The following is a 25892-nucleotide window of genomic DNA, read 5'->3' as shown; positions in this document are numbered from 1 at the left end:
AATTGGCCGGAAGGCCCGCGTTAACCTTCTTATTTGTTGTTTTTGCAGATGTTTTGGACTGGCCCGAACCTTGCAGTCCTGCCTTCGACGAAAGTGTCGCAGGTTAAAGGTTCGAGCGCCTTCGATGGACAACGCCCTCTACGTCGGATTGTCGAGGCAGATGACGCTGCGCCGCGAACTCGACATCGTGGCCAACAACATCGCCAACGCCGACACCACCGGCTTCAAGGTCGAGAGCCTGATGCTCGAGACCGCCGCCCGCTCTCCGGCCGTGACCCAGGGCGGTCCCAAGCCGGTGAAGTTCGTGCTGGATTCCGGCGTCGCCCGCGACTTCACCGGCGGCGCCCTGCACAAGACCGACGCGCCCTTCGACCTCGGCATCGAGGGCCAGGGTTTCTTCAAGATCACCACCGCCGAGGGCGAGCGCTACACCCGCGACGGCCACTTCCGGATGGACGACGCCGGCAAGCTCACCACCCAGGACGGCAAGGCGGTGCTCGACGAGGGCGGCGGCGAGATCACGGTGGACCCCATCAAGGGCCCGCTCACCATCGCCACCGACGGCACGGTCAGCCAGGGCACGGAACGCATCGGCAAGGTCGGCGTGGTCCGCTTCGACACCCTGTCGGTGCTCGAGAAGGCCGGCGACAATCTCTACCGCAACACCTCCAACCAGCAGCCCCAGGCCGCCCCGGACGCCCGCGTCCACCAGGGCATGCTCGAGAGCTCGAACGTCAACACGGTCCTCGAGATCACCCGGATGATGGAAGTCACCCGGGCCTACGAGTCGATGGCCAAGATGATGGATTCCAACGCCGACCTGTCCCGCCGCTCGATCGAGCGGATGGGTCGCGTCCAGTAAGGAAAGTCTAAGAGATGCAAGCACTTCGCACCGCCGCGACCGGCATGGCTGCCCAGCAGCTCAATGTCGAGGTCATCTCCAACAACATCGCCAACATGAACACCGTCGGCTTCAAGCGCCAACGGGCCGAGTTCCAGGACCTGCTCTACAACACCCTGGAACGGGCCGGCGCCCAGTCCTCGGACCAGGGCACCATCGTTCCCACCGGGGTCCAGGTCGGCGGCGGCGTGAAGGCCGGTTCGGTCTATCGCATCACCGAGCAGGGCTCGCTCACCGCCACGGGCAATCGCTACGACCTGGCCATCGAGGGCCGCGGCTACCTGCAGGTGCTCAAGCCCTCCGGGGAGACCGCCTACACCCGCGCCGGCAACCTGTCGGTCAACGACCAGGGCCAGATGGTCACCGAGGACGGCTACCAGATCCAGCCCGCCATCACGATCCCGTCGGACGCCACCGACGTCATCATCTCCAAGACCGGCCAGGTCCAGGTGACCAAGCCCGGGTCTCCCACCCCCAGCGTCGTGGGCAGCATCGAGCTGGCGACCTTCATCAACGAGTCGGGCCTGGAGGCCATCGGCGACAACCTGTTCATGGAGAGCGGCGCCTCCGGCGCGGCCACCACCGGCGCCCCTGGCGACGCCGGCTTCGGCAACCTGCTGCAGGGCTACACCGAGGCCTCCAACGTCGACGCGGTGACCGAGATCACCTCCCTGATCGTCGCCCAGCGGGCCTACGAGATGAACTCCAAGGTCATCTCCTCGGCCGACCAGATGCTGCAGGCCGCCAACCAGCTGAAGGGCTAGGGCGATGCGCATCCTGATCCTGGCCTGCGCCCTCACCCTCGCCGCCGCGCCGGCCCTGGCCGGCCAGGCGGTGACCCTGCGGTCCGACACCTTCGACTCCGACGGGGTCATCACCCTTGGCGACCTGTTCGACGGGGCCGGCGGCGCCGGCAAGATCGCGGTGGCCTCGCGGCCCGGAACCTCGGCCGTGCTCGACGCTGGCGCCGTGCAGTCGGCCGCCCGCCGCGCGGGCCTCGACTGGGCCAACGCCGAGGGCCTCCGCCGCATCGTCGTCCGCGCCGGGTCCGACGGCGGCGCCAGCGCCCCCGCCACCCGGGGCAATGTCGAGATCCTCACCTACGCCCGCAGCCTGTCGGCCGGCGAGATGGTGCAGCCCCAGGACGTGGTCTGGGCCAAGGCCGCGGCCGCCCCGGCCGACGCCCCCCGGGACGCCGAGGCCGTGATCGGCATGGCCGCGCGGCGTCCCCTGCGCGCCGGCGCCGCCGTCTCCAGCCGCGACGTCTCCGCCCCCCAGGTCATCAAGGCCGGCGACACGGTCACCGTCACCTACGAGGCCGGGGGCGTGTCCCTGGCCCTGGAGGGCAAGGCCATGGCCGCCGCCGGCATCGGCGACACGGTCGCGGTCCAGAACACCGCCTCGAAGAAGATCATCCAGGCCACGGCCAGCGGACCCGGCCAGGCCGTGGTCGGCCCCGCCGCCGACCAACTCAAGTCGCTGGGCCGCGCCCAGTACGCCCAGCGTTAGAGAAAGCGTCCCCCATGCGTCTCGCCATCCTCGCCATTGCCGCCCTGGTTCCCCTCGCCGCCTGCTCCACCGTGAAGGAGGCCGTGGTCGGCCCGACCCTGGCGCCGGTGGGCTATCCCTCCGCCCTCGTGCCGCAGGAGCAGGTCTATCTGGCCAGCAACCAGGGCCAGGCGGCCTCGGCCAACTCCCTGTGGCGCTCGGGCGCGCGGGCCTTCTTCATCGACCAGCGCGCCTCGAAGGTGGGCGACATCCTCACCGTCCAGATCGACATCAACGACAGCGCCCAGACCTCCAACGCCTCCAACAGCAGCCGGACCGCCGGCATGAAGGCCGCCGCGCCGTCGCTGTACGGGCTGACCGGCAGCCTCGGCCGTCTGCTGCCCCCGGGGACCGACCTGGCGGGCGGGATCGAGACCAATTCCAACTCCTCGAACGCCGGCTCCGGCGCCGTGACCCGGTCGGAAAAGATCTCCCTGACCATCGCCGCCGTGGTCTCCGCCGTCCTGCCCAACGGCAACCTGGTGATCCAGGGCACCCAGGAGGTGCGCACCAACGCCGAGGTCCGCCAGCTCACGGTGGCCGGCATCGTGCGGCCCGAGGACATCTCCTCGGCCAACACCGTCAAGCACACCCAGATCGCCGAGGCCCGCATCAGCTACGGCGGCCGCGGGGATATCAGCCGCGTGCAGAAGACCCCGGCGGTGCAGTCGCTGGTGGAGCGTTTCACGCCCTTCTGAACCGAAGCGCACCGGCGGCGTTCCCCTTTCCGAAGGGAACGTCGCTCATGAAACGTCGCGCGATCATCGGACTGGGCATTTCTTGCCTGCTGGCGTCCTGCGCCCACCAGGGCCAGAGCGGCCTGCCGGGCATGGCCTGGTCCCTGAACCACGCCGAGGGCGAAGGCGCCAAGCTGGCCTATGGCCAGCCGCAGAGCGACAATGTCCTGATTATGATGACCTGCCAGCCCCGATCGGGCCGGGTCCTGGTCTCCATGACCGCGCCGCTGGACGCGCCCTCCGACGCCATCGAGATCGCCTCCCGCGACCACAACAGCCGCCTGGCCGCCGACGCCACGCCCGGCATGGGCGAGGGCGCGTCCTATGTGGAGGCCCAGGCCGCGGTCACCGATCCCGCCCTGACCAGCTTCGCCGCCACCGGCGACCTCGCCGTCATGGCCAACGGCCGCAAGTCGCCCCTGCCGGTCCGCGGCCCCGAACGCCGGGCGGTGAACGACTTCTTCGCCGCCTGCCGCGCCTAGAGGCCGCCCGAATGCGGTGCTAGCTTCCCCGCATGAAGCTCGCCCTCACCCTGTTGATGCTCACCGCCTCCGCCGCCCAGGCGCAGGAGGGCCGCGTCTGGACCCTCGGCAACGACAAGGCCCTGCCGGAGGTGACACTGACCTATGGCGCGCCAAACTCCGATGATGTGGTGATCGCCCTGCGCTGCCCGCGCCAGACCGGCCAGGTCACCGCCAGCTTCGCCGTCGCCGCCAAGCTCGCCGACCACCGGCAGGGCGAGATCTGGGTCGACAAGATCGGCCGCCCGGCCCCCTGGCCCGTCAGCGTCACCATCGCGTCGGGCGCCGCCTCGTCGACCCTGCGCGGTCAGGCCAACGCCGACGCGTTGAACGGCGGCTCGCTGCTGTCGGCGGAGATCGCCACCCGCGCGCCGGTCATCGCGGCCCTCCGAAAGACCGGCGTGATCACGCTTTCCGGCTTGAACGAAACCAAGGACGCTCCGCCGGTCCCGCTGAAGCTGGTCCGGCCCTTCCTCAGCGCCTGCCGCTAGGCCCGGCGGCCGGCTCCGGCCGCGGCGACATTGTCGACGCCCATGGCGTGGAGGGCGCCGCGCGCGATGCCCTCGGCGTCCAGGCCGGCCTGGGCGTACATCAGCTCGGGTTTGTCATGGTCCTGGAAGATGTCGGGCAGGACCAGGGTGCGCACCTTCAGGCCGCGATCGAGCGCGCCGTGCTCGGCCAGCGCCTGCAGCACGAAGGCGCCGAAGCCGCCCATGGCGCCCTCCTCCACCGTGATCAGGGCCTCGTGATCGCGGGCCAGACGCAGCAGCAGGTCGATGTCCAGTGGCTTGGCGAAGCGGGCGTCGGCCACGGTGGTGGAGAAGCCCCGGGCCCCCAGCAGGTCGGCGGCCTTCAGGCTCTCGGCCAGACGGGTGCCCAGCGACAGGATGGCCACCGTGGTCCCCTCGCGGACGATGCGGCCCTTGCCGATCTCGAGGGGCGCGGCCAGGTCGGGGATCGCCACCCCCACGCCCTCGCCCCGCGGATAGCGGAAGGCCGAGGGCCGGTCGTCGATGGCCACGGCCGTGGAGATGGCGTGGGCCAGCTCGGCCTCGTCGGAGGGGGCCATCAGGATCATGCCCGGCAGGGCGCCCATGAAGCCGATGTCGAAGGAACCGGCATGGGTCGGCCCGTCGGCGCCCACCAGGCCGGCCCGGTCCATGGCGAATCGCACCGGCAGGCGCTGGATCGCCACGTCGTGGACCACCTGGTCGTAGCCGCGCTGCAGGAAGGTGGAATAGATGGCGCAGAAGGGCTTCATGCCGTCGGCGGCCAGGCCCGCGGCGAAGGTCACCGCGTGCTGCTCGGCGATGCCGACGTCGAAGGTGCGGTCCGGGAACCGCTTTCCGAACAGGTCCAGGCCCGTGCCCGAGGGCATGGCGGCGTTGATCGCCACGATAGTCGGGTCGCGCTCGGCGTGCTTGGTCAGCTCCTGGGCGAAGACCTTGGTGTACTGGGGCGGCGCCGGGGCTGTGGACTTGGCCTGCTGGCCGGTGACGACATCGAACTTCGCCACCGCGTGCAGCTTGTCGGCGGCGCTCTCGGCCGGGGCGTAGCCCTTGCCCTTCTGGGTCACCACGTGGACCAGGACCGGACGGTCCTTGATCTCGCGGGCGTTCTTGAGGATCGGCACCAGGGCGTCGAGGTCGTGCCCGTCGATGGGGCCGACGTAGTAGAAGCCCAGCTCCTCGAAGAAGGTGCCGCCGGTGACCATGCCCCGCGCATATTCCTCGGCCTTGCGGGCGGCTTCCTGCAGCGGCTTGGGCAGAACCTTGGCCATCGACTTGCCCAGGTGGCGCAGGGACTGGTAGCCGCCGCCGGAGACCAGGCGCGCCATATAGGCGCTCATCCCGCCCACGGGGGGGGCGATGGACATGTCGTTGTCGTTGAGGATGACGGTGAGCTGGCCCGTGGTCTCGCAGGCGTTGTTCATCGCCTCATAGGCCATGCCGGCGCTCATCGAGCCGTCGCCGATCACCGCCACGACGCTGTTGTCCTTGCCGTGGGCGTCGCGGGCCGCGCAGAAGCCCAGCGCCGCCGAGATCGAGGTGGCGGCGTGGGCCGCGCCGAAGGGGTCGTATTCGCTCTCGGACCGCTTGGTGAAGCCCGAGAGGCCGCCGCCCTGGCGCAGGGTGCGGATGCGGTCGCGGCGGCCGGTGAGGATCTTGTGCGGATAGGCCTGGTGGCCGACGTCCCAGATCAGGATGTCCTTGGGCGTCTCATAGACATGGTGCAGGGCCACGGTGAGCTCGACCACCCCGAGGCCCGCCCCGAAATGCCCGCCGGTCTGGGACACGACGTCGATCATCTCGGCCCGCAGTTCGTCGGCCAGCTGCTTGAGCTGGGCGGCGTTGAAACCCCGCATGTCGGCGGGCGAGGCGACTTGGTCGAGCAGAGGCGTATGGGGCGGCATGTTACGCGAACAGATCTCTCTGAAATCAGTTTCGGCGCTCTAGCACGAAATCGACGCTGGCCCGCAGGAATTCAGCCCGCGGACCAAAGGGGTCGAGGTGCGCCTTGGTCTGTTCGATCAGCAGCTTGAGCCGCTCGCGGGCGGCGTCGGCGCCCAGCAATGTGACATAGTTGGCCTTGCCCTTGGCGGCGTCCTTGCCGGCCTTCTTGCCCAGGACGGCGTCCTCGCCGTCGTGGTCCAGCAGGTCGTCGACGATCTGGTAGGCCAGGCCCAGGTCCTGGGCGAAGGCCATCAGGGCGTGGCGCTCGCCCTCGCCGGCGTGGGCCATGATCAGCGGCAGCTCGAAGGCCACCGCGATCAGGGCCCCGGTCTTCAGGCGCTGCATGCGCGCCACCGCGCCGAGGTCGTCGCGCACGCCGAGCAGGTCGATCATCTGGCCGCCGCACATGCCCTTGGCGCCCGAGGCGTGGGCCAGGCGCATCACCATCTCGGCCCGCACATTGCCGTCCTTGTGGGTGTCGGGATGGGCCAGGATCTCGAAGGCGGCGGTCTGCAGGGCGTCGCCGGCCAGGATGGCGGTGGCCTCGTCATAGGCCTTGTGCACGGTGGCCCGGCCGCGGCGCAGGTCGTCGTCGTCCATGGCCGGCAGGTCGTCGTGCACCAGGCTGTAGGCGTGGACGCACTCCACCGCGCAGGCCGCCCGCAGCACCGGACGTTCGTCCAGGTCGAACATCTTGCCGGTCTCGATGGCGAAGAAGGGCCGCAGGCGCTTGCCCGGCCCCAGGGCGGCGTAGCGCATGGCCTCGGTCAGCCGCGATTCCGGGCCATCGGCTCGGGGCAGCAACTCGTCCAGCGCGACGGTGACCAGGTCGGCGGCCTCGGTCACGCGATGGGCGAGTTCGGGCATCAGTTGAATTCCGCCGCCTCGACCCCTGGCGCCCCGTCGGCGCCCATAACGATCTTCTGGACCCGCAGGCGGGCGGCTTCGAGCCGCGACTCGCAGTGGGCCTTCAGCTTGGCGCCGCGCTCATAGAGCTCGATGGACTGCTCCAGCGGCGCCTGGCCCGACTCCAGCTGGGCCACGATCTTCTCGAGCTCGGCGAGGGCCAGCTCGAACGAAAGCCCTTCGATGTCAGCGGCGTCGGCCATGGCGGTTCCCGGATTTGAGCCTGGCAACCTAGAGAGGCCGGCTGGCCCCCGCAACGGGGCAAGCGCGCGGAATGGGGTTCAAGGCGTAGAGAGCGCGCGAACGTGAGCCAGGGCCGAGCGGCCGAGGGCCTCCAGGCCGTAGCCGCCCTCCAGGGAGGAAACGATTCGCCCGCCGCTGTGCTTGGCCGCCACCGAGGCGATGGCCCGGGTCGCCCAGGCGAAGTCCGCCGCCTCCAGGTTCTGGTGGGCGTCGCCGACGGGATCGAAGGCGTGGGCGTCGAAGCCGGCCGAGATCAGGATCAGGTCGGGGGCGAAGGCGTCGACGTGGGGCATCAGGCTCTCGAAGGCCTTGCGCCACGCCTCCGCCGGCGCGCCGGGGGGAACGACGGCGTTCTTGATGTTGGCCGGGACCGGCTCGTCCGGGTGGCCGGTGCCGGGCCACATGGGCCACTGCTGGACAGAGGCGAAGAACAGGTCCTCGTGGCCGGCGAAGGCCGCCTGGGTGCCGTTGCCGTGGTGGACATCGAAATCCACCACCGCCACCCGCTTCAGGCCCGCGGCCTGGGCGACCCGGGCGGCGACGGCGATATTGGAGAAGATGCAGAAGCCCATGGGCTTGTGGGGTTCGGCATGGTGGCCGGGCGGCCGCACGGCGCAGAAGGCCCGCCCCTGCAGGCCGGCGGCCACATCCTGCACCGCCTGGACCACCGAGCCCGCGGCCCGCCGCGCGGCGTTCAGGCTGCCCGGCGACATGTAGGTGTCGGCGTCCAGCATCAGCCGGCCCTGGGTCGGCGCGGCCTCGAAGATGGCCTGGACGTAGGCCGGCAGGTGCACCCGGGCCAGGTCCTGCGGGCTCACCAGGGGGGCGTCGCAGGGTTCGAGGTCCAGATCCGAGGCGTCGCTCAGGGCGTCGATCACCGCCGACAGTCGTTCGGGCCGCTCGGTGTGGCCGGAACCAGGGCGGTGGTCGAGCATGTCCGCATGGGTGTAGAGCGCGACAGTCATTGGAATCGATCCTAACCCTGAAACCGCCCCGACCCGAAATGTCCGATATCAAGATCCGCCGCGCCCGCCCCGACGACGCCCCGGTCCTCGCCGCCCTGGGCGCGCGGACCTTCAGCGACACCTTCGCCCACCTCTACGATCCCGCCGACCTCGCCCACTTCCTGGCGAGCGCCTACGGGGTGGAGAAGATGGCCTCCGACCTCGCCGATCCCGCCCGCGCCGCCTGGATCGTGGAGGCGCAGGGCGCGGCGGTGGGCTACGCCCAGTGCGGCCCCTGCGAACTGCCCCACGAGGCGGTGACGCCCCGGAGCCGGGAGCTGAAGCGCTTCTACCTGCTCAAGGCCTGGCAGAACGGCGGGACCGGGACACGGCTGTTCCAGGAGACCATGGCCTGGATGCTGGAGGACGGACCGCGCGACCTGTGGATCGGAGTCTGGTCGGAGAACCACGGCGCGCAGCGATTCTATCAGCGCGCCGGCTTCGAGAAGGTCGGCGAGTACGGCTTCAAGGTCGGCTCCACGACAGACCGGGAGTTCATCCTATGTCGGGTTGCGGATAGTTTTTCTCACAAACCCATCAGTTTGCCTGCCTAGTTTGCAGCCAAGCGGTAGGTGAACGCCGATAACCGGAGAATTATTGCGGAGATTTAAGCTTCTACGCTTTGACGGCGTCGCCAGCTTTTGCGAGTTTGCGGGCAATCATCGCAGTAGCTGAAAGCGACGGGTGGGATGCTGAGAATTGGATATGTCCGGTTGCGCGACGAGCGCTCCGCGGACGATACGGCGACGTTGAAAGCGATCGGATGTCACGTGGTCCGGGCCGAGGAGCCCGCTGGCCCGATGATGGACGAGTCTGCGGTGCTGAGCTCGATTCTCGACTTCATCGGCGAGGGCGATCAGCTCGTCGTCACCCGCCTGGAACACCTGGGCGGCGCCAGCCGCGACGTGCTCGACGTCATCGACCGCCTCGAGGAGCGCAACGCCAGCGTCTATATCGTCGAACCCGAGATCTCCAGCCAGGGCGAGGGCGGCCGGGCCCTGCGCGCGGCTCTCCAGGCCGTGCTGGCCGTGGAACCCATGGGCGGCGTCCGCCGCCGCCGCGGCCAGTCGGCTGTCGACGAGATCCGCGCCCTGCAGGCCGCTGGCGTCGGACCCGTCGAGATCGCCCGGCGCCTCGGGGTCTCGCGCATGACCGTCTGGCGCAAGCTGCGCGACGTCGAGACCCGCGCCACCGCCTAGGATCTGACCCGGGCGAAGTCGATGAAGGCCCGCAGCGCCGCGGGCAGGTGACGACGGCTGGGATAGTAGAGGAACGGGCCCGGGAACGGCGGCAGCCAGTCCTCCAGCACGCTCACCAGCCGGCCCGCTGCGATGTGCTCGGCCACCTGGCCTTCGAAGGTGGAAAGGAAGCCGGCCCCGGCCAGGGCCGCGGCCAGTTGCAGCCGCGTGCTGTTGGAGGAGAGCGGCCCCTCCGGCTCGAGCTTCAGCTCCTTGCCGTCCCGCTCGAACTCCCAGGGTGGCCGGACGCCGCTGGGGAATCTGACGCGCAGGCAGGGGTGAGCCAGCAGGTCCTGCGGCCGCTGCGGAACGCCGGTGCGGGCGATCAGCTCGGGCGAGGCCACCACGCAGAAGCGCTGCGGGCCGGCGATCGGCACGGCGATCATGTCCTGCGCCAGGCTCTCCCCCCAGCGCACGCCGGCGTCATAGCCCTGGGCGACGATGTCGACGAAGGCGGTCTCGGCGATGATCTCCAGCCGCACCTGCGGATAGGCCGCCAGGAAGGGCGCCACCATGGGCGCCAGCACCAGCTCCACCGCCGGCTCCGGGGCGTTGATCCGCAGGGCGCCCGCCGGCACGCCGCGCTCCGCATGCACCTGATCCATGGCGGCGGCGATATCGGCCAGGGCCGGTGACAGACGCTCCAGCAGCCGGGCGCCGGCCTCGGTCAGACCCACGCTCCGCGTCGTCCTGTTCAGCAGCCGCACGTCCAGCCGCGCCTCCAGGTCCCGCAGGGCCTGGCTGAGGGTCGAGGCCGAGACCCCGCGCGCCGCCGCCGCCCGCCGGAAGCTGCGATGCCGCGCCACCGCCGCGAAGGCGTCCAGGTCGTCCAGCCCGCTCATTGTACGAATTCCAGCACAGTCTGTTCGCAGATATTCGACTTATCGCACGATCGACCTGAGCGCATACACCTTCCAGGCAACCTAGGAGCGCCCCATGATCACTCGCCAACTCGGAACCACCGGCCCCACGGTCTCCGCCCTCGGCCTCGGCGCCATGGGCATGTCGGACCTCTATGGTCCCTCCGACCGCGCCGAGAGCCTGGCCACCATCGACGCGGCCCTGGAGGCCGGGATCAACCTCATCGACACCGGCGACTTCTACGGCATGGGCCACAACGAGATGCTGATCAGCGAGGCCCTGAAGGGCCGCCGCGACCGGGTCCTGCTGAGCGTGAAGTTCGGCGCCCAGCGCGACCCCGGCGGCGCCTTCCTGGGCTTCGACGGCCGGCCGCAGGCGGTGAAGAGCTCCGTCGCCTACAGCCTCAAGCGTCTGGGGGTCGACCACATCGACATCTATCGCCCGGCGAGGCTCGATCCCGCCGTGCCGATCGAGGAGACCATCGGCGCCATCGCCGAGCTGGTGAAGGCGGGCTATGTCCGCCACATCGGCCTCTCCGAAGTCGGCGCCGAGACGATCCGCCGCGCCGCCGCCGTCCACCCCATCGCCGACCTGCAGATCGAGTACTCGCTGATCTCCCGGAGCATAGAGGACGCCATCCTGCCGGCCTGCCGCGAACTGGGGATCGGGATCACCGCTTATGGCGTGCTGTCGCGCGGCCTGATCAGCGGCCACTGGGCCAGGCAGGCCCTGGCCGCCGGTGACTTCCGCGCCCACAGCCCGCGCTTCCAGGGCGAGAACCTGGACCGCAACCTGGCCCTGGTGGAGGCTTTGCGGGCCGTGGCCGAGGCCCGTGGCGTCAGCGTCGCCCAGATCGCCATCGCCTGGGTCATGGCGAAAGGGACCGACATCGTCCCGGTGATCGGGGCCCGCCGCCGCGACCGGTTGACCGAGGCCCTCGGCGCCTTGGAGGTGGTCCTTACCCCGGCGGACATGGCGGCCATCGAGACCGCCGCCCCGAAGGGCGCCGCCGCGGGCGACCGCTACGCCTCGGCCCAGATGGCCATGCTCGACAGCGAGCGCTGATCCCTACCGCGCGCCATACTGGACATAAGGCGCGCGGGCCTCCATCTTCGGGGATCAAACAATCGTTCGTCCCCCTATTAGGGAAGCCCGCCATGTTCATGCGCTTTTTCACCGAGCTTCGGGAAGCCAAGGTCCCGGTGACGCTGAAAGAGTACCTCATGCTCATGGAGGCGCTCGACAAGGTGGTCATCAACCGGTCGGTGGACGAGTTCTACTACCTGTCGCGCTCGGCCCTGGTGAAGGACGAGAAGAATCTCGACCGCTTCGACCAGGTCTTCAGCCACGTCTTCAAGGGGCTGGAGAAGGTCGACGGGATCGGCGTCTCCGACATCCCGGCCGAGTGGCTGAAGAAGCTGTCGGACCAGTTCCTCACCGATGAGGAGAAGGCGCAGATCGAGGCCATGGGCGGCTTCGAGGCGCTGATGGAGGCGCTGGCCCAGCGCATGAAGGACGCCAAGGAAGGCAAGGGCGAAGGCGACGAGGGCAAGGGCGGCCAGGGTCCCAAGGGCGACTCGCCCTTCGGCGCCAACGGCTACCATCCCGAGGGCGTCCGCATCGGCCAGGAGAAGGGCCGTCACGGCAAGGCGATCAAGGTCTGGGACAAGCGCGAGTACAAGAACCTCGACGACTCCGTCGAGCTCGGCACCCGAAATATCAAGGTCGCCCTGCGCCGCCTGCGCAAATGGGTCCGCGAGGGCGCCCCCGAAGAGCTGGACATGAACGCCACCATCCGCGGCACCGCGGAGAAGGGCTATCTGGACATCAATCTGCGCGCCGAGCGCCGCAACAAGATCAGCGTCCTGATCTTCTTCGACATCGGCGGCTCCATGGACAGCCACATCAAGGTCTGTGAGGAGCTGTTCTCCGCCGCGCGGTCGGAGTTCAAGAACATGGAGTTCTACTACTTCCACAACTGCCTCTATGAGAGCGTGTGGAAGGACAATCGTCGTCGCCACGCCGAGAAGCTGAACACCTGGGACGTGCTCCACAAGTTCAGCCACGACTACAAGGTGATCTTCGTCGGCGACGCCACCATGAGCCCCTACGAGATCACCTATCCGGGCGGCTCGGTGGAGCACTGGAACGAGGAGGCCGGCGCGGTCTGGATGGATCGGGTGGCCAATATCTACGAGAACATGGTCTGGCTGAACCCCACCGCCGAACGGCACTGGGACTACACCCCCTCCATCGAGGTCATGAAGCAGCTGGTCGGCGACCGGATGTATCCCCTGACCATCGAGGGGCTCGACAAGGCCATGCGGGAGCTGTCGCGCTAAAGGTCGCACGCGGACAATCGTTTGCGACCGACGCGAGCCTGTTAAGCTGCCGGCAACCGTGAAGGATTCGCCTGTGACCGACCCCGTGCCGGCCAACGACCCGGACCCGCCCAACGAGGCCGCCACCAAGGCCGCGGTCTTCGCCGCCGCTGAGCGGCTGTTCGCGCTGCACGGCTTCCAGAACGTCTCGGTGCGCGACATCACCGCCGAAGCCGGGGTCAATCTCGCCTCGGTGAACTATCATTTCGGGTCCAAGGACGCCCTGCTGTTCGAGATCTTCCGCCGGCGCACCGCCGAGCTGAACCGCGAACGGGCTCGGATGCTGCACGAGGCCCGCGACCGCCACAACGGCAAGCCGCCGGTGCGCGACATCCTCGAGGCCCTGTTCGCCCCGCCCCTGCGCTGGGCCTCGCCGGAGAACGACCGGCGCATCTCGGTCCAGTTCATCATCCGCTCGCGCAGCGAGGGCACCGCGGAGATGCGCGAGGCGCTCACCAACGACGTCTCCCACCTGGCCCGTTTCGCCGACGCCCTGATCGCCGCCCGCCCCGACCTGCCCCGGGAGAGCGTCTACTGGCGGCTGCACTTCTGCCTGGGCATGGTCCACAACAACCGCTTCGCCGAGTTCGACCGCCTGCACGTGCTGTCGGACGGCGCCACCCGCGAGAGCGACATCGACGGCCTGCTGAAGCGGATGCTCGACTTCGCCGAGGCCGGCTTCCTGGCCTAGGTGGCCAGACCCTTCGTCGGGCGGGTCTACGCCTTCAAGGCGCTGGACGCCTTCGTCCTGATCTACCCCCTCTATACGGTGATGTTCGTCGCCCGCGGCCTGACGCCGGTGCAGGTCTCGGCCACCCTGATGGCCTGGTCGATCACCGCCTTCCTGCTGCAGATCCCCTCCGGCGTCCTGGCCGACCGCTGGTCGCGACGCTGGATCCTGGCCGGGGCCCAGATCCTGCGGGTGATCGGCTTCGCCGCCTGGATCGTCTGGCCCAGTTTCGCCGGCTGCCTGCTGGGCATGGTGCTGTGGGGGGCCAAGAGCGCCTTCACCAACGGTGTGTTCGAGGCCCTGGTCTATGACGAGCTGCACGGCGAGGGCCGGGCGGAGGACTATTCCCGCGTCATTGGCCGCGCCCAGGGGGTGGGCTTCGTCGCCGTGCTGCTGGCCTCGCTCAGCGCCTCGGTGACGGTGCGGTTCGGCTACACGGCCATCCTGCTGGCGAGCATCGTCTGCGTGCTGGGCGCGGCGGCGGCCGCCCTGGCCCTGCCCCGCGCCCGCCAGACCCTGAGGGTCGGGCGCCACTACCTGGCCCTGCTCAAGCAGGGCTTCCACACCGTGGCCGGGGCGCCGCTGATCGTGGGCTTCATCGCCTTCGCCGCCTTGAGCAACGCCTTCGGCGGCGGGCTCGAGGGGTTCTGGCCGATCTTCGGGTCGCAAACCGGCCTGCCCGCCTCCAGCGTGGCCCTGTTCGTCGCCGCCATCAGCGCCGCCCAGGCCGGCGGCGCCCTCTGGGCCCATCGGCTGCGGGGGGCGGCCACCCCGGTCTTCTTCGGCCTGTTCGCCCTGATCGGCCTGCTGCTGCTGGCGGCGGCGGGATCCATGCGGCCCTGGTCGGTAGCCCTGATCGTACCCCTGTGCGGCCTGTTCAAGATCGTCGACGTCAATTTCGACGCCCGGCTGCACGACGCCATCCCCACCGAGACCCGGGCCACCATCGCCGCGGTGAAGAGCTTCTCGGGCCAGGTGACCATGACCGGCATGCTGATGGCCTTCGGCGCCTTGGCCCAGGGCGCCTCCTATCGCATGGCCTTCCTCGCCTGCGGCGGGGCGATCGCCCTGATCGGGGTGGGCGCCTTGGCCTGGATCCGGCTCAGGCCGCCAGCCCCCACGCAAATCTGAGGTCCTGCACGAACAGGGCGTAGGCCGCCGCCTTCGCCTCGGCGTCGGGAATCCGCAGCAGGTAGGAGGGATGGTAGGTCACCACGCCCTGGGACTGGTCCGGCAGCTGGAGGGCGAGGCCCCGGTTCTTGCCGATCGGCATGGCCTTGCCGAACACCGACAGGGCCGCGGTCGCCCCCAGGGCCACCACCACCCGGGGCCGGACCAGCCGGCGCTCGGCGTCCAGCCACCAGCGGCAGGCGGTGACCTCCGACGGGTTGGGGGTCTGGTGGATGCGGCGCTTGCCCCGCAGCTCGTGCTTGAAGTGCTTCACGGCGTTGGTGACATAGGTCTCGGCCCGCGGCGCGCCGGCCTCGGCCAGGGCCCTGTCCAGCACCTGGCCGGCGGGCCCGACGAAGGGGCGGCCGGCCAGGTCCTCCTGGTCGCCGGGCTGCTCCCCCACCAGCATCAGGCGGGCGTGGCCGGGACCTTCGCCGGAAACGCCCTGGGTCGCCTCGCGATAGAGCGGGCAGCGGCGGCAAGCGTCCACGCCGGCTGCCACCTCCTCCAGGCTCTGCAGCGCCATGCCGTCATAGGCGGCGTCGCGGCTGGCGCGGGCCACGGCGCGGACGACCCGGCGGGAGGGTTCGGTGGGGGGCTTGGCGACCATGAGGTTCGTACGGCCTTCGGCGGCGGCGATCAGATCTGGAATGAGGCGCGCTTCGGGCAGGTTCCGCCAGTAGCGCTTTGGCATCTCCTTGGTCATGGCGTCGACCTTCAGGCGGGCCGGATTGAAGATCGAGGCGTAGTAGGTGCGCCAGTAGTCCTCCAGGGCGTCCTCGGCCGGGGCGTCGGCGGGATCGGCGCCGGGGGTCGCCGCCAGCTGCGCGCCGTTCCAGTGGACGCAGACGTCCGGCGTCAGGATCGACCAGGCCATGTTGGCGAAGCGGCGGGCGAAGAAGGGGGCGACGGCCTCGGTGACCCGGTGGGCCGGCTCGAACCAGGCGGCGTAGGTCTCCGGATCGGGGCTGACGATCCGGAAGCGAACGAAGGCCTTCATCTTGTGGGCCGCCTTGCTGACCTGGCGGGCCAGGTCGTTGGCGCGGGCGACGTCGGGATCGGTGGCGATGCGCAGCAGATTGGGCTCGGCGGCCAGGCGCCAGAGCAGCCGGTAAAGCAGGGCGAACCGCTCGGCCGACCGGTGCAGGATGACTTCCTCGGCCAGTTCCAGGAACTCGCGGCTGACGGTGAAGCCGCCGGGGCCGGGCGCCGCCAGGGGTTCGGGATCGGCGAACAGGTCGCCCTCCCCGTCCACGGTCCAGATGACGGTCTCGGGCGCTACGCCCTGGCCGCGCAGGGCGCGCGCGGCCTCGCGCCAGCCGGCGAAGTCGATCTCGGAGGCCAGCCGCACGACGCGCATCAGAACAGGCTCAGTTGCTGCGGTGGCGCCAGGCGGGCGCGCAGGTCGGCCTTGTCGGTCAATGCGCCGGGCCGCCAGTCGGCGGTGACGATGAAGGGCTTCAGCTTGTCGAGCCGGCGGGTCAGACGCTTCACGTCCTCCAGGGTCAGCTGCTTGTAGCGGCGGATGTCGATCATCCGCTCGACGCTGCGCACCCCCAGGCCCGGGACCCGCAGCATGGCCTCGCGCTCGGCGGTGTTGAGGTCGACCGGAAAGTCGCCGCGGTTACGCAAGGCCCAGGCCAGCTTGGGGTCGATGTCGAGGTCCAGATCGACGCCCTCCACGGTGATCTCGTCGTGGGTGAAGCCGTAGAAGCGCATCAGCCAGTCGGCCTGGTAGAGGCGGTGCTCGCGCATCAGGGGCGGGCGGACCGGGGGCAGCCTGGAGGTGGCGTCGGGGATCGGGCTGTAGGCCGAGTAGTAGACCCGGCGCATGCCGTAGGCGCCGTAGAGGCCCGCGCTCCTGGCCAGGATCTCGCCGTCGGTGGCGGCGTCGGCGCCGACGATCATCTGGGTCGACTGGCCGGCGGGCGCGAACCTGGGCGGCTTGGTCTTGATCGCCTTCTCCTTGGTCTGGTCGATGCCGAGGCGCACGCGGCCCATGGCCTTCTTGATGCCGACGGCGTCCTTCTCGGGGGCGAGGTCGGCGAGACTGGCGTCGCGGGGCAGCTCCACATTGATGGAGATGCGGTCGGCGTAGAGGGCCGCCTCATTGACCAGGGCCGGCGAGGCCTCGGGGATCACCTTGAGGTGGATGTAGCCCCGGAAGTCGTGGTCCAGGCGCAGGGCCTTCGCCACCCGGACCATCTCCTCCATGGTGTAGTCGCCGCTGCGGATGATCCCCGAGGAGAGGAACAGGCCCTCGATATAGTTGCGCTTGTAGAAGCCCAGGGTCAGGTCGACGACCTCGGCCACACTGAACCGGGCGCGCGGGGTGTTGGAGGACACCCGGTTCACGCAATAGGCGCAGTCATAGACGCAGAAGTTGGTCAGCAGGATCTTCAGCAGGCTGATGCAGCGGCCGTCCGGCGCATAGGCGTGGCAGATGCCCATGCCCCCGTCGGTGGACCCCACCCCCTTCCCGCCCACGGAGTCCCGCGTCACCGTCCCCGACGAGGCGCAGGAGGCGTCGTACTTGGCGGCGTCGGAGAGGATTTCGAGTTTGCGCTTCAGGGTCAGGGCCACCATGCGATGACCCTAATGTTCTAGTTTTGTTCTTACAAGCTGAGCCGCCGGTGAATCTGCGGGCTAGAGCTTTGGCGTGTCCGTGGATGGCGGCGCCGGAGCCGGTTCCGCGGCCGGGGCTGAGGGCGCGGGCGGCGCCTCGGCGGGAGCCGCAGGGGTCGGCGCTTCCGTCCCTTCCGGCACGGTCCCGTCAGCCGGCAATTCCGGCACCGCCAGATCCTCGGTCTCCACCGGCGGCGCCTCCACCAGGGCGGCCTTGGGGGCGCTGCGGGCCACGGCGTAGGAGGCGAATTCTTTCCAGATCTTGGCCGGAAGGCCGCCGCCCACCACGCCGCGCATGGGGCTGTTGTCGTCGTTGCCGACCCAGACGCCAACCACCAGGTCGCCCACATAGCCGACGAACAGGGCGTCACGGTAATCCTGGGTGGTGCCGGTCTTGCCGAAGGCGCCGGGGATGGCCGCCTCGACGCCAGTGCCGCGCTGGGTGGCCGAGCGCAGCAGGTCGCGCATGCCGGCCAGTTCGGCCTTGCCGAGCTTGTGCACGGTCTTGGGCTTCTTCCAGTCGGCCAGGCCGTGGGCGACCACCGGAGCCTCGCCGGCGTCGATGGCGGCATAGGCGGCGGTGAGCTGGACCAGGCTCATGGGACCGGTGCCCAGCGCGAGGGTGAGGTCCTTGGGGATCGGCTCGGTGACGCCGAGATCGCGGGCGGTGCGGACGATGTCGTCGCGACCCACCTGCTGGGCCAGGCGCACGGCGGCCACGTTGGAGGAGCCGGCGAAGGCGGTGATCAGGGGCACCACGCGGCCGGCGTACTTGCCCTCGTGGTTCTTCGGGCTCCAGCCGGCCACATCGACCGGGGCGTCGAGGATCGGGCTGGTGGGGGTCCAGCCCTCGCGCAGGGCGGCGAGATAGACGAACAGCTTGAAGGCCGAGCCCGGCTGGCGGGCGGCGTCGGCGCGGTTGAACTGGCTGACCTTGTAGTCGCGCCCCCCCACCATGGCGACCACCCGGCCATCTGTGCGCATGGCCACCAGGGCGCCCTGGCTCGCGCCCAGCCCCCTGCCATCGCGGTCCAGGTAGCGGGCCAAGATCTTCTCGGCCTGGGCCTGGAGGTTGGTGTCCAGGGTGGTGCGCACCACCGTCTCGCCGTAGCTGGCCTCGAACACCTCCTTGGCCTGGGGGATCACCCAGTCGGCGAAGTAGGAGCCCGTGGGCAGCTTCTTGCGGCCGGCGTGGACGCTGACCCCGCGCGCGGCGCGGCGGGCCTGGGCCTTGGTGATGACCCCGGTGTCGGCCATGGCGCCGAGCACGATCCGCATCCGCTCGCGGGCGCCCTTCAGGTTCTCGGTGGGGGCCAGGCGCGAGGGCGCCTTGACCATGCCGGCCAGCATGGCGGCCTCGCCGATGGAGAGGGTCTCGGGAGTCTTGTCGAAATAGTGCCGGGCCGCGGCGCGCAGGCCAAAGGCGCCGTCGCCGAAATAGACCGAGGACAGATAGCGCGAGAGGATCTCGTCCTTGGAGAGCCGGGCCTCCAGATAGAGGGCGATCATCGCCTCCTGCACCTTGCGGCGCAGGGTCCGCTTGTTGGACAGGAAGGCGTTCTTGGCCAGCTGCTGGGTGATGGTGGAGCCGCCCTCGGCCACGCCGCCGGCCTTGGCGTTGGCGTTCATGGCCCGGGCGATGGCCCGGGGATCGATGCCGAAGTGCCGGTAGAAGCGCCGGTCCTCGATGGCGATGAAGGCGCCGGGCACGTATTTCGGCAGCTTGGCGACCTCGACCGGGGCTTCCTTGTAGGAGCCGCGTCGGGCGATGGGGGCGCCGTCGGCGGCCACCAGGACCAGGGTCGGGTTGTCCAGGGGCTCCAGGGCCCGGCCCAGCGGCAGGGAGCCGATCAGCCAGATCATCAGGACGACGAACAGGGCCGCGACCCCGGCGCCGATCTGCCACGGCCGTCGCATCCACAGCGGCGTCGGCTCAAGCGCCGCGGGCGGGAGGTCGGCGGGCGGCGGGGGCGGCGGGGCCGGTTCAGACTCGACCGTCGGCTCCGCCTGGGCCGCAAGGTCCGGCTCGGGCTCGGGCTCGGGCTCGGGCTCGGGCTCGGGCTCGGGCTCGGGCTCGGGCTCGGCGGGGTTCCCCGTTTCGTCCGCCGCGTCCAGGTCAGCCACGGGCTCCGCCGAGGGATCGACGGGGGGCTCGGGGGACGACGGATCGGCCTCGGGGTCGGACATTCGGAAAGCGCCCATCGGGCGGAGGCCCGGAAGAGCGGCGTCAATAGCACAAGCCCGCCGCGAGCCAAGCTTGGCCGCGGGGAACCGGCGCCGTGCTGGACGGTTTCCCCTCCGCCATGGCGCGCCTGACCATCCGTCACGAGACCCGCTACCTCTACGAGCGGCCGGTGGGCTTTGGCCTGCACCGCCTGCTGCTGCGTCCACGCGACAGCCACGCGACCCGCGTGGTGGAGGCCCACCTCACCTTCTCGCAGCAGGCCTCCACCCGCTGGGTCTATGACGCCCTGGGCAACTGCGTCTGCCTGATGACGCCCCAGGGCCGGTCCACCGAACTGTGGGTGGTCAGCGAGCTCACCATCGAGCGCTTCCCCGCCCCCCTGGCGCCGCTGCGGATCGACAATCCCCACACCGCCATGCCCATCGTCTACGACCGCGGCGACCGCACGGTGCTGGACCCCTTCATCGACCCGGCCACCGACGATCCCAACGGCATGCTGCTGGACTGGGTGCGGGCCCAGGCCGGCGGGACCTATGAGCCGGCGCTCGATTTCCTGCAGCGGCTGAACCGCTACATCCACCAGCACTTCGACTATCGCAGGCGCGACGAGGAGGGGGTGCAGTCGCCTGACTTCACCGTCACCATGGGCTCGGGCACCTGCCGCGACTTCGCCTGGCTGATGGTGGAGGCCCTGCGGCGGCTGGGCTACGCCGCGCGCTTCGTCACCGGCTATCTCTACTCGCCGCGCCATTCCAGCGTCCGGGGCGCCGGGGCGACCCACGCCTGGTGCGAGGTTTTCCTGCCGGACCTCGGCTGGATGGAGTTCGACCCCACCAACGGCCTGGCGGAATCCGCCGACCTGATCCCGGTTGCGGTCAGCCGCACCCCGGCCGAGGCCACCCCGGTCAGCGGGGTGATCCTGGGGGATCCGGGCCGCAGCGAGCTTTCGATTCACGTAGATGTGCGCCCGGCTGAAACACAGATGGCCGTGGCGTGAGCGACAGTGGCGTACGGGAGGAACAGCCCATGACTCGAGGCTTCGACCAGCAAGACCCATCCCTCAACTTCAGCTTCCCCAAGTCCGCGCCCAGGCCCCAGCATGGGCGGACCCCGGAGGCCAAGCCCGTCAAGACCAAGGAGCCGCGCTCCTTCCAGCCGCGGCCAGGCCATTAGGTCGGCTTCAGCCGGCACGGATCCGAGGCGCCGCGTCTGCTCCGCCCACGGAGCACGCGACTCCGTCTAGGCTAGGCCCCGACGCCATCTGGCGAGGGGAGCCCGGAGCCATTGACCGACCGCGCCACCTTCACCCCGCGCCGCGCGGTCCTCACCCTGGGGGTGACCCAGACCATCGGCTATGCGTGCAGCACCTACCTGCCCGCGACCCTGGCCAAGCCCATGGCGGCCGATGTGGGGATGTCCACCTCCGGCGTCTTCCTGGCCTTTTCCGCCGCCCTGCTGCTGCAGGCGGTGACGGGCCCCCGGATCGGCAAGCTGGTGGACCGTCGCGGCGGGCGCCTGCCGCTCACCGCCGCCAGCCTGCTGTTCGCCGCGGGCCTGGTGGGCCTGGCGGTCGCCCAGACTCCGGCGGTGCTGATCGCCGCCTGGTTCGTCATCGGCTTCGGCATGTCGGCGGGACTCTACGACATCGCCTTCGCCGGCCTGGTGGGCTGGTTCGGCGCCGACGCCCGGCGCTCGATCACCGGAGTCACCCTGATCGCCGGCTTCGCCAGCACCATCGGCTGGCCGCTGACGGCCTGGCTGGAGCATCAGGTGGGGTGGCGCGGCGCCTGCCTGGCCTGGGCGGCCCTGAACCTGCTGATCGCCCTGCCCCTGCACCTGAGCCTGCCCCATGCTCCGGCGCCGAAGCCCGAGCCCGCGGCCGACGCCGCCCCGGTGAGCGACGCCCCGGTTCCCGGCGACCTTTCCAAGATGATCCTGATGGCCACGGCCTTCGCAGTGCTGGCGGCCATCGGCTCGGCCATGTCGGCCCACCTGCCGCCGCTGCTGGGCGCGCTGGGGGTCAGCCCGGCCGCGGCGGTCGGCGCCGCGGCCCTGGTGGGGCCGGCCCAGGTGGCCGCGCGGCTGGCGGAGTTCGCCCTGGTCCGACGCATCCACCCCCTGGTCTCGGGACGGGTGGCCGTGTCGCTGTTCCCCATCGGCGCGGTGCTGCTGATCGCGCTGGGCGGCGTCGCCGCGGCGCCCTTCACCATCCTCTACGGCGCGGGCAACGGGCTCTTCACCATCGTGCGCGGCGCCCTGCCGCTGGCGCTCTTCGGGGAGCGCAACTACGGCCGCAGGCTCGGCGTGCTGAACGTACCCGCCCGGCTGTTGCAGGCCCTGTCGCCCTTCGTCTTCGCCCTGATGATCGACCGCTCGGCCAACCTCGCCCTAGCGGCGATGGCGGCCGGCTCGGTCCTGGCCTTCGGCGCCCTGATGCTGCTGCGCCGGGCCGCCGACGGAACGTGATGTCACGTGGCCAGGGTTTGGGGTTTCCCTCCCGGGGGACTCTGCTAGACCGAAGGGATTGAATTTATCCGTTTATGAAGGGAGAGCCCTGCGCGGCTTTTCACTCCCCTGCGCGCGCGGGCGGGACGCATTGGAAGAGAAAATCATTAGGGACGATCTGGTGACGACCGGCGAGGCCGGCGCCCCCGAAGGCGAGACCATGGCGGACAAGGAAGCCGCCTATGAGAAGTTCGTCTGGGACAATCTGAAGCGCAACTATATCGGCAACTACCTGCACGGCATGCTGGGCATGACCGGCTTCCGGCTGGTGAACGCGCCCACCTTCCTGCCCGCCTATCTGCACCTGATTTCTGGCTCCAACGCCATCGTCGGCCTGGCGCTCGGCCTGCAACAGCTGGGCAGCGTGATCTCCCCGGTGTTCGGGGCGACCCAGATCGAGCACCGCAAGAAGGTGATGCCGGCGGCCATCTGGATGGGCGGCCTGGCCCGCGTGCAGATCGTCGGCATGGCGCTGGCCGGCTGGTTCCTGCACGGCCAGCCCCTGGTCATCGCCATGATGGTGCTGATGTTCCTGTTTGGCCTGTTCATGGGCACGCAGCGGGTGGTGTTCGGCTTCCTGATGGCCAAGGTGATCCCGCTCAGCCGCCGCGGGCGGCTGCAGGCCTGGCGCAACGCCACCGGATCCCTGATCGCCGCGGCGCTGGCCTATGCGGCGGGCAAGTACATCATCAAGGCCGACCTGTTCGGCAACGGCTACTCCACCACCTTCGCCCTGTCGGCCTTCCTCACCACCTGCGGCCTATGGGCCCTGCAATTGCTGCTCAAGGAGCCCGAGCCGCCGAACCTGCCCGCGCGTTCGGGGTTCCGCGACCGCCTGAAGGACTTCCCGCGCCTCATCCTCGGCGACAAGAGCTACGCCTGGTTCCTGGTCATGCAGATGGCCGGCACCGCGGGCCGGGCGGCGACGCCCTTCTACGCCATCTATGTCACCCACCTGATGACGGTGAGCGGCGACGTCCACGGGGCGGTCGGGGCGGGCACATTCCTGGGCGTCCTGGGCCTGTGCTTCATCGGCGCCGACGCCATCTCCAACCTGGTCTGGGGCTATATGGGCGACAAGACCGGCTTCAAGCTGGTGCTGATCCTGTCGATGGCCATCTCGGTGGCCTCCACCATCCTGCTGATGACCGTGCACCAGCCCTGGGCCTTCTTCCTGGCCTTCTTCGGCCTGGGCGGCTCGCAGTCGGGCTACATGATGGCCGCCCAGACCATGATCCTGGAATTCGGCAGTCGAGAGGAGATGCCGATGCGCATCGCCATCTCCTCCATGGCCGAGGGGATCATGGCCTCGATCGGTCCGCTGGTGGCCGGGGTGATGGCCGACCAGCTTGGCTATCCCGCGGTGTTCGGAACCTCCATCGGCTTCCTGGGCCTGGCCCTGGCCACCCTGCTGGCCTTCGTCAAGGAACCCCGGACGGCGCGGCTGGCGCGGCTCTAGCGAAGGCGGCGGAACCTGAATGATCGAGGTTCCCACCGCCCCCTGGGCGCACACCCTGTTCGACCTGACCGCCTGGCTCTCGGGCCTGGCGTTCAGCGTCGCGCTCTATCGATGGCGGATGCGGGAGACCGCCGACCGGCTGGCGCGCAAGGTGGATGGCGGCTACTTCGCGGCCCTCGCCGCCGGGGCCATTCCCGCCGCCTGGCTGCTGGGCTCGGTCAACAGCCTGCAGGGCGCGCACCCGGCCCTGTCCCACAGCGTCGTCGGCGCGCTGGCCGGGGCCATCCTAGGGGTGGAGATCTACAAGCTCGCCAGAGGCGTCACCGGCTCAACCGGCGGGGTCTTCGTCGGCCCCTTCGCCCTGGGCGTCGTGATCGGGAGGTTCGGCTGCCTGTTCGCGGGCCTCGCCGACGGGACCTATGGGACGCCCGCCACAGTCCCCTGGGCCGTGGACCTGGGCGACGGGATCGCCCGTCATCCGGTGCAGCTCTACGAGAGCGCGGCCATGGCCCTGTTCCTGGCGGTCTATCTGGAGGGTCTGGCGCGGCGCCGGCCCTGGGCCATGAAGCGCGGCTTCTACATCATGTGCGGCTGGTACGGCCTGCAACGCTTCGCCTGGGAGTTCCTAAAGCCCTATCCCAGGTTGGTGGGGCCGTTTAACCTCTTCCATATTCTGTGCCTGGGGTTGGTCGCTTATGGATGGGTCTACTACCAGCGCGACCGACGCGCAGAGCGTCTCGCGCAAGAGCGCGCCCTATCTGTTCCAGGGCCAGACCACCAGCCTGTGTGAGACCTGCCTGGCCCTGGTCCCGGCCAAGATCATCTCCGAGGGCCAGAACGTCTTCTACCTGAAGCGCTGCCGTGAGCACGGGGTGCAGAAGACCCTGATCAGCGACGATCTCGGCTACTGGAAGGCGCAGAAGGACTGGCTGAAGCCCGGCGACCGGCCGTTGAACGTCCAGACCCGCACCGACCACGGCTGCCCCTTCGACTGCGGCCTCTGCCCCGACCACGAGCAGCACTCCTGCCTGGCCATCGTCGAGGTCAATGAGGCCTGCAACCTGTCCTGCCCGGTCTGTTTCGCCGAGTCCTCCGTCAAGCGGGAGGCGCACCGGCCGCTCGCCGAAATCGAGAAGATGTTCGACATCCTGGTGGCCTCCGAAGGGGAGCCGGACCTGGTGCAGATCTCCGGCGGCGAGCCGACCCTGCACCCGCAGTTCTTCGAGATCCTGGCCGCCGCCCGGGCCCGGCCGATCCGCCACCTGATGATCAACACCAATGGCATCCGCATCGCCCGCGAGGCCGGCTTCGCCGAGCAGCTGGCGGCCTTCATGCCCCGGTTCGAGGTCTATCTGCAGTTCGACAGCCTGCAGCGGGACGCCCTGATGGAGCTGCGCGGCGCCGACCTGCGCAGTGTCCGCCAGCAGGCCCTGGAGGCGCTGGAGCGCAACAACATCTCCACCACCCTGGTGGTGACCCTGAAGAAGGGCGTCAACGACCACGAGGTGGCCGACATCGTGCGCCATGCCCTGCAGTGGCGCTGCGTGCGCGGCGTCACCTTCCAGCCGATCCAGGACGCCGGGCGCAACGACGGCTTCGATCCCAAGACCCACCGCATCGTGCTCACTGAGATCCGCCGCGAAATCGCCAAGGCCGGGGTCTTCGCCCTGGAGGACCTGATCCCCCTGCCCTGCAATCCCGACCAGATCTGCATCGGATACGGCCTGCGCAACGGTGACCGGGTCGAGCCGGTGACGGCCATGCTGCCGCGCGAGCTGTTCGTGGCCGCCGCCCCCAACACCGTCACCTTCGAGGCCTATCCGGAACTGCAGCAGAAGGTGTTCGACCTGCTGTCGCTGTCGACGGCCCAGGGCGACACCTCCGACAAGCTGGGCGCCCTGCTCTGCTGCCTGCCCGAGGCGGCCGTGCCCCAGGATCTGGGCTATGAGCACACCTTCCGGGTGGTGATCTCGCAGTTCTTGGACCGCTACAATTTCGACCTCGGGACCGTGAAGCGCTCCTGCGTCCACTTCGTGCAGCCGGACGGGCGGATCATCCCCTTCGACACCTACAACACCTTCTATCGCCCGGGCGCCGAGGGCGCGTCCGTCCTGGCGCGCGGACAGGGGAGAATCTGATGGCGGAACAAGCGCCCAACACGACGCGTCGCTTCATCGGGAGCGCCCTGATGGCGGTGGGCGTCCTGTTGGCGGGGCTGAGCGGCCTGTGCACCCTCGGCTATGCCGGCATCGGCCTGGTGGCCTGGGCCGGTCAGGGCGACGCCTATGGCGTGGCCATGATGATCATGGCCCTGGTCACCGGCGTCGTGCCCATCCTGGTGGGGGTGGGGCTCTATTTCGGCGGCAAGGCGCTGCGGCGGCCCAAGCCCGTTCGGAACGAAGGTTAGCCCCCAGCCCGTTCGAGA

At 69.8% G+C, this 25892-nt stretch carries 26 protein-coding genes; 18 read left to right on the top strand and 8 right to left on the bottom strand.

Annotation, left to right across the window (positions count from 1 at the left end):
• Positions 1 to 124 precede the first annotated feature (124 nt).
• From flgF to AC1RN5_RS03445, 6 genes are read left to right on the top strand one after another with little or no spacing between them, the layout of a single operon-like run.
• Positions 125 to 862, top strand: coding sequence for a flagellar basal-body rod protein FlgF (gene flgF / locus AC1RN5_RS03470; protein ID WP_493039869.1), 738 nt, complete (start codon positions 125 to 127; stop codon positions 860 to 862).
• A 14-nt stretch (positions 863 to 876) separates the two neighbouring features.
• Positions 877 to 1665 carry a flagellar basal-body rod protein FlgG gene (gene flgG / locus AC1RN5_RS03465; RefSeq protein ID WP_493039868.1) on the top strand — a complete coding sequence of 263 codons (789 nt, stop codon included), beginning with the start codon at positions 877 to 879 and terminating at the stop codon, positions 1663 to 1665.
• A 4-nt stretch (positions 1666 to 1669) separates the two neighbouring features.
• Positions 1670 to 2410, top strand: coding sequence for a flagellar basal body P-ring formation chaperone FlgA (gene flgA / locus AC1RN5_RS03460; RefSeq protein ID WP_493039867.1), 741 nt, complete (start codon positions 1670 to 1672; stop codon positions 2408 to 2410).
• Positions 2411 to 2424: 14 nt separating this feature from the next.
• Positions 2425 to 3147, top strand: a complete 723-nt coding sequence (flgH, locus tag AC1RN5_RS03455; RefSeq protein WP_493039866.1) for a flagellar basal body L-ring protein FlgH — start codon at positions 2425 to 2427, stop codon at positions 3145 to 3147.
• 47 nt (positions 3148 to 3194) lie between these two features.
• Complete coding sequence (locus AC1RN5_RS03450) at positions 3195 to 3668, top strand: hypothetical protein (RefSeq protein ID WP_493039865.1); 474 nt, start codon at positions 3195 to 3197, stop codon at positions 3666 to 3668.
• Between the two features lie 32 nt (positions 3669 to 3700).
• Positions 3701 to 4198 carry a hypothetical protein gene (locus AC1RN5_RS03445; protein WP_493039864.1) on the top strand — a complete coding sequence of 166 codons (498 nt, stop codon included), beginning with the start codon at positions 3701 to 3703 and terminating at the stop codon, positions 4196 to 4198.
• Here the strand turns inward: AC1RN5_RS03445 and dxs are convergent.
• The 4 genes from dxs to AC1RN5_RS03425 form a co-directional block, all read right to left on the bottom strand.
• Positions 4195 to 6120 carry a 1-deoxy-D-xylulose-5-phosphate synthase gene (gene dxs, locus AC1RN5_RS03440; RefSeq protein WP_493039863.1) on the bottom strand — a complete coding sequence of 642 codons (1926 nt, stop codon included), beginning with the start codon at positions 6118 to 6120 and terminating at the stop codon, positions 4195 to 4197. The genes AC1RN5_RS03445 and dxs overlap by 4 nt on opposite strands.
• A 25-nt stretch (positions 6121 to 6145) precedes the next feature.
• On the bottom strand, positions 6146 to 7027 hold the full coding sequence (locus AC1RN5_RS03435) for a polyprenyl synthetase family protein (protein WP_493039862.1): 882 nt from the start codon (positions 7025 to 7027) through the stop codon (positions 6146 to 6148).
• On the bottom strand, positions 7027 to 7269 hold the full coding sequence (locus AC1RN5_RS03430) for an exodeoxyribonuclease VII small subunit (protein ID WP_493039861.1): 243 nt from the start codon (positions 7267 to 7269) through the stop codon (positions 7027 to 7029). The genes AC1RN5_RS03435 and AC1RN5_RS03430 overlap by 1 nt, the downstream gene beginning before the upstream one ends.
• A 78-nt stretch (positions 7270 to 7347) precedes the next feature.
• Positions 7348 to 8274: a histone deacetylase family protein gene (locus tag AC1RN5_RS03425; RefSeq protein WP_493039860.1), complete on the bottom strand. Its 927-nt coding sequence runs from the start codon at positions 8272 to 8274 to the stop codon at positions 7348 to 7350.
• 38 nt (positions 8275 to 8312) lie between these two features.
• On the opposite strand from AC1RN5_RS03425, the gene AC1RN5_RS03420 reads away from it, so the two are divergent.
• Positions 8313 to 8867 (top strand): GNAT family N-acetyltransferase, encoded by a 555-nt coding sequence (locus AC1RN5_RS03420; RefSeq protein ID WP_493039859.1) that lies wholly within the window; start codon positions 8313 to 8315, stop codon positions 8865 to 8867.
• Between the two features lie 135 nt (positions 8868 to 9002).
• On the top strand, positions 9003 to 9512 hold the full coding sequence (locus AC1RN5_RS03415) for a recombinase family protein (RefSeq protein ID WP_493039858.1): 510 nt from the start codon (positions 9003 to 9005) through the stop codon (positions 9510 to 9512).
• Here the strand turns inward: AC1RN5_RS03415 and AC1RN5_RS03410 are convergent.
• A complete protein-coding gene (locus AC1RN5_RS03410; RefSeq protein WP_493039857.1) occupies positions 9509 to 10393 on the bottom strand; it encodes a LysR substrate-binding domain-containing protein in 885 nt (294 codons plus the stop codon). The genes AC1RN5_RS03415 and AC1RN5_RS03410 overlap by 4 nt on opposite strands.
• Before the next feature lie 94 nt (positions 10394 to 10487).
• Between AC1RN5_RS03410 and AC1RN5_RS03405 the strand changes: the two genes are divergently transcribed.
• The 4 genes from AC1RN5_RS03405 (at position 10488) to AC1RN5_RS03390 (ending at position 14654) form a co-directional block, all read left to right on the top strand.
• Entirely contained in the window at positions 10488 to 11477 is a 990-nt protein-coding gene (locus tag AC1RN5_RS03405) for an aldo/keto reductase (protein ID WP_493039856.1), read from the top strand.
• Between the two features lie 92 nt (positions 11478 to 11569).
• Positions 11570 to 12754, top strand: a complete 1185-nt coding sequence (locus AC1RN5_RS03400; RefSeq protein WP_493039855.1) for a vWA domain-containing protein — start codon at positions 11570 to 11572, stop codon at positions 12752 to 12754.
• 73 nt (positions 12755 to 12827) lie between these two features.
• Positions 12828 to 13484, top strand: coding sequence for a TetR/AcrR family transcriptional regulator (locus tag AC1RN5_RS03395; RefSeq protein ID WP_304698700.1), 657 nt, complete (start codon positions 12828 to 12830; stop codon positions 13482 to 13484).
• A complete protein-coding gene (locus tag AC1RN5_RS03390) occupies positions 13485 to 14654 on the top strand; it encodes an MFS transporter (RefSeq protein ID WP_493039854.1) in 1170 nt (389 codons plus the stop codon).
• Here the strand turns inward: AC1RN5_RS03390 and AC1RN5_RS03385 are convergent.
• Genes AC1RN5_RS03385 through AC1RN5_RS03375 form a run of 3 tightly spaced genes read right to left on the bottom strand, consistent with a single transcriptional unit; the run spans position 14626 to position 19505 of the window.
• The gene (locus tag AC1RN5_RS03385) at positions 14626 to 16053 is read right to left on the bottom strand and encodes a UdgX family uracil-DNA binding protein (protein WP_493039853.1); all 1428 of its coding nucleotides are present in this window, start codon (positions 16051 to 16053) and stop codon (positions 14626 to 14628) included. The two genes, AC1RN5_RS03390 and AC1RN5_RS03385, sit on opposite strands and share 29 nt — an antisense overlap.
• Complete coding sequence (locus tag AC1RN5_RS03380; RefSeq protein WP_493039852.1) at positions 16053 to 17279, bottom strand: putative DNA modification/repair radical SAM protein; 1227 nt, start codon at positions 17277 to 17279, stop codon at positions 16053 to 16055. The genes AC1RN5_RS03385 and AC1RN5_RS03380 overlap by 1 nt, the downstream gene beginning before the upstream one ends.
• A 60-nt stretch (positions 17280 to 17339) precedes the next feature.
• Complete coding sequence (locus tag AC1RN5_RS03375) at positions 17340 to 19505, bottom strand: transglycosylase domain-containing protein (RefSeq protein WP_493039851.1); 2166 nt, start codon at positions 19503 to 19505, stop codon at positions 17340 to 17342.
• Positions 19506 to 19597: 92 nt separating this feature from the next.
• Here AC1RN5_RS03375 and AC1RN5_RS03370 point away from each other — a divergent pair, with 92 nt between their 5' ends.
• The 6 genes from AC1RN5_RS03370 (at position 19598) to AC1RN5_RS03345 (ending at position 25874) form a co-directional block, all read left to right on the top strand.
• On the top strand, positions 19598 to 20500 hold the full coding sequence (locus AC1RN5_RS03370) for a transglutaminase family protein (RefSeq protein ID WP_493039850.1): 903 nt from the start codon (positions 19598 to 19600) through the stop codon (positions 20498 to 20500).
• 287 nt (positions 20501 to 20787) lie between these two features.
• Complete coding sequence (locus AC1RN5_RS03365) at positions 20788 to 21969, top strand: MFS transporter (RefSeq protein WP_493039849.1); 1182 nt, start codon at positions 20788 to 20790, stop codon at positions 21967 to 21969.
• 160 nt (positions 21970 to 22129) lie between these two features.
• Positions 22130 to 23467, top strand: a complete 1338-nt coding sequence (locus AC1RN5_RS03360; protein ID WP_493039848.1) for an MFS transporter — start codon at positions 22130 to 22132, stop codon at positions 23465 to 23467.
• A gap of 19 nt (positions 23468 to 23486) precedes the next feature.
• A complete protein-coding gene (locus AC1RN5_RS03355; protein ID WP_493039847.1) occupies positions 23487 to 24257 on the top strand; it encodes a prolipoprotein diacylglyceryl transferase in 771 nt (256 codons plus the stop codon).
• Positions 24163 to 25605: a radical SAM protein gene (locus AC1RN5_RS03350; RefSeq protein WP_493039846.1), complete on the top strand. Its 1443-nt coding sequence runs from the start codon at positions 24163 to 24165 to the stop codon at positions 25603 to 25605. Before AC1RN5_RS03355 ends, AC1RN5_RS03350 begins: the two co-directional genes overlap by 95 nt.
• Positions 25605 to 25874 (top strand): hypothetical protein, encoded by a 270-nt coding sequence (locus tag AC1RN5_RS03345; protein WP_493039845.1) that lies wholly within the window; start codon positions 25605 to 25607, stop codon positions 25872 to 25874. The genes AC1RN5_RS03350 and AC1RN5_RS03345 overlap by 1 nt, the downstream gene beginning before the upstream one ends.
• The last annotated feature ends 18 nt before the right edge of the window (positions 25875 to 25892 follow it).

The sequence above is a fragment of the Phenylobacterium sp. GW821-FHT12F10 genome (assembly GCF_058806695.1).
Note: the sequence above shows the minus strand (reverse complement) of the source record. Positions and strands in the feature narration are given on the sequence as shown.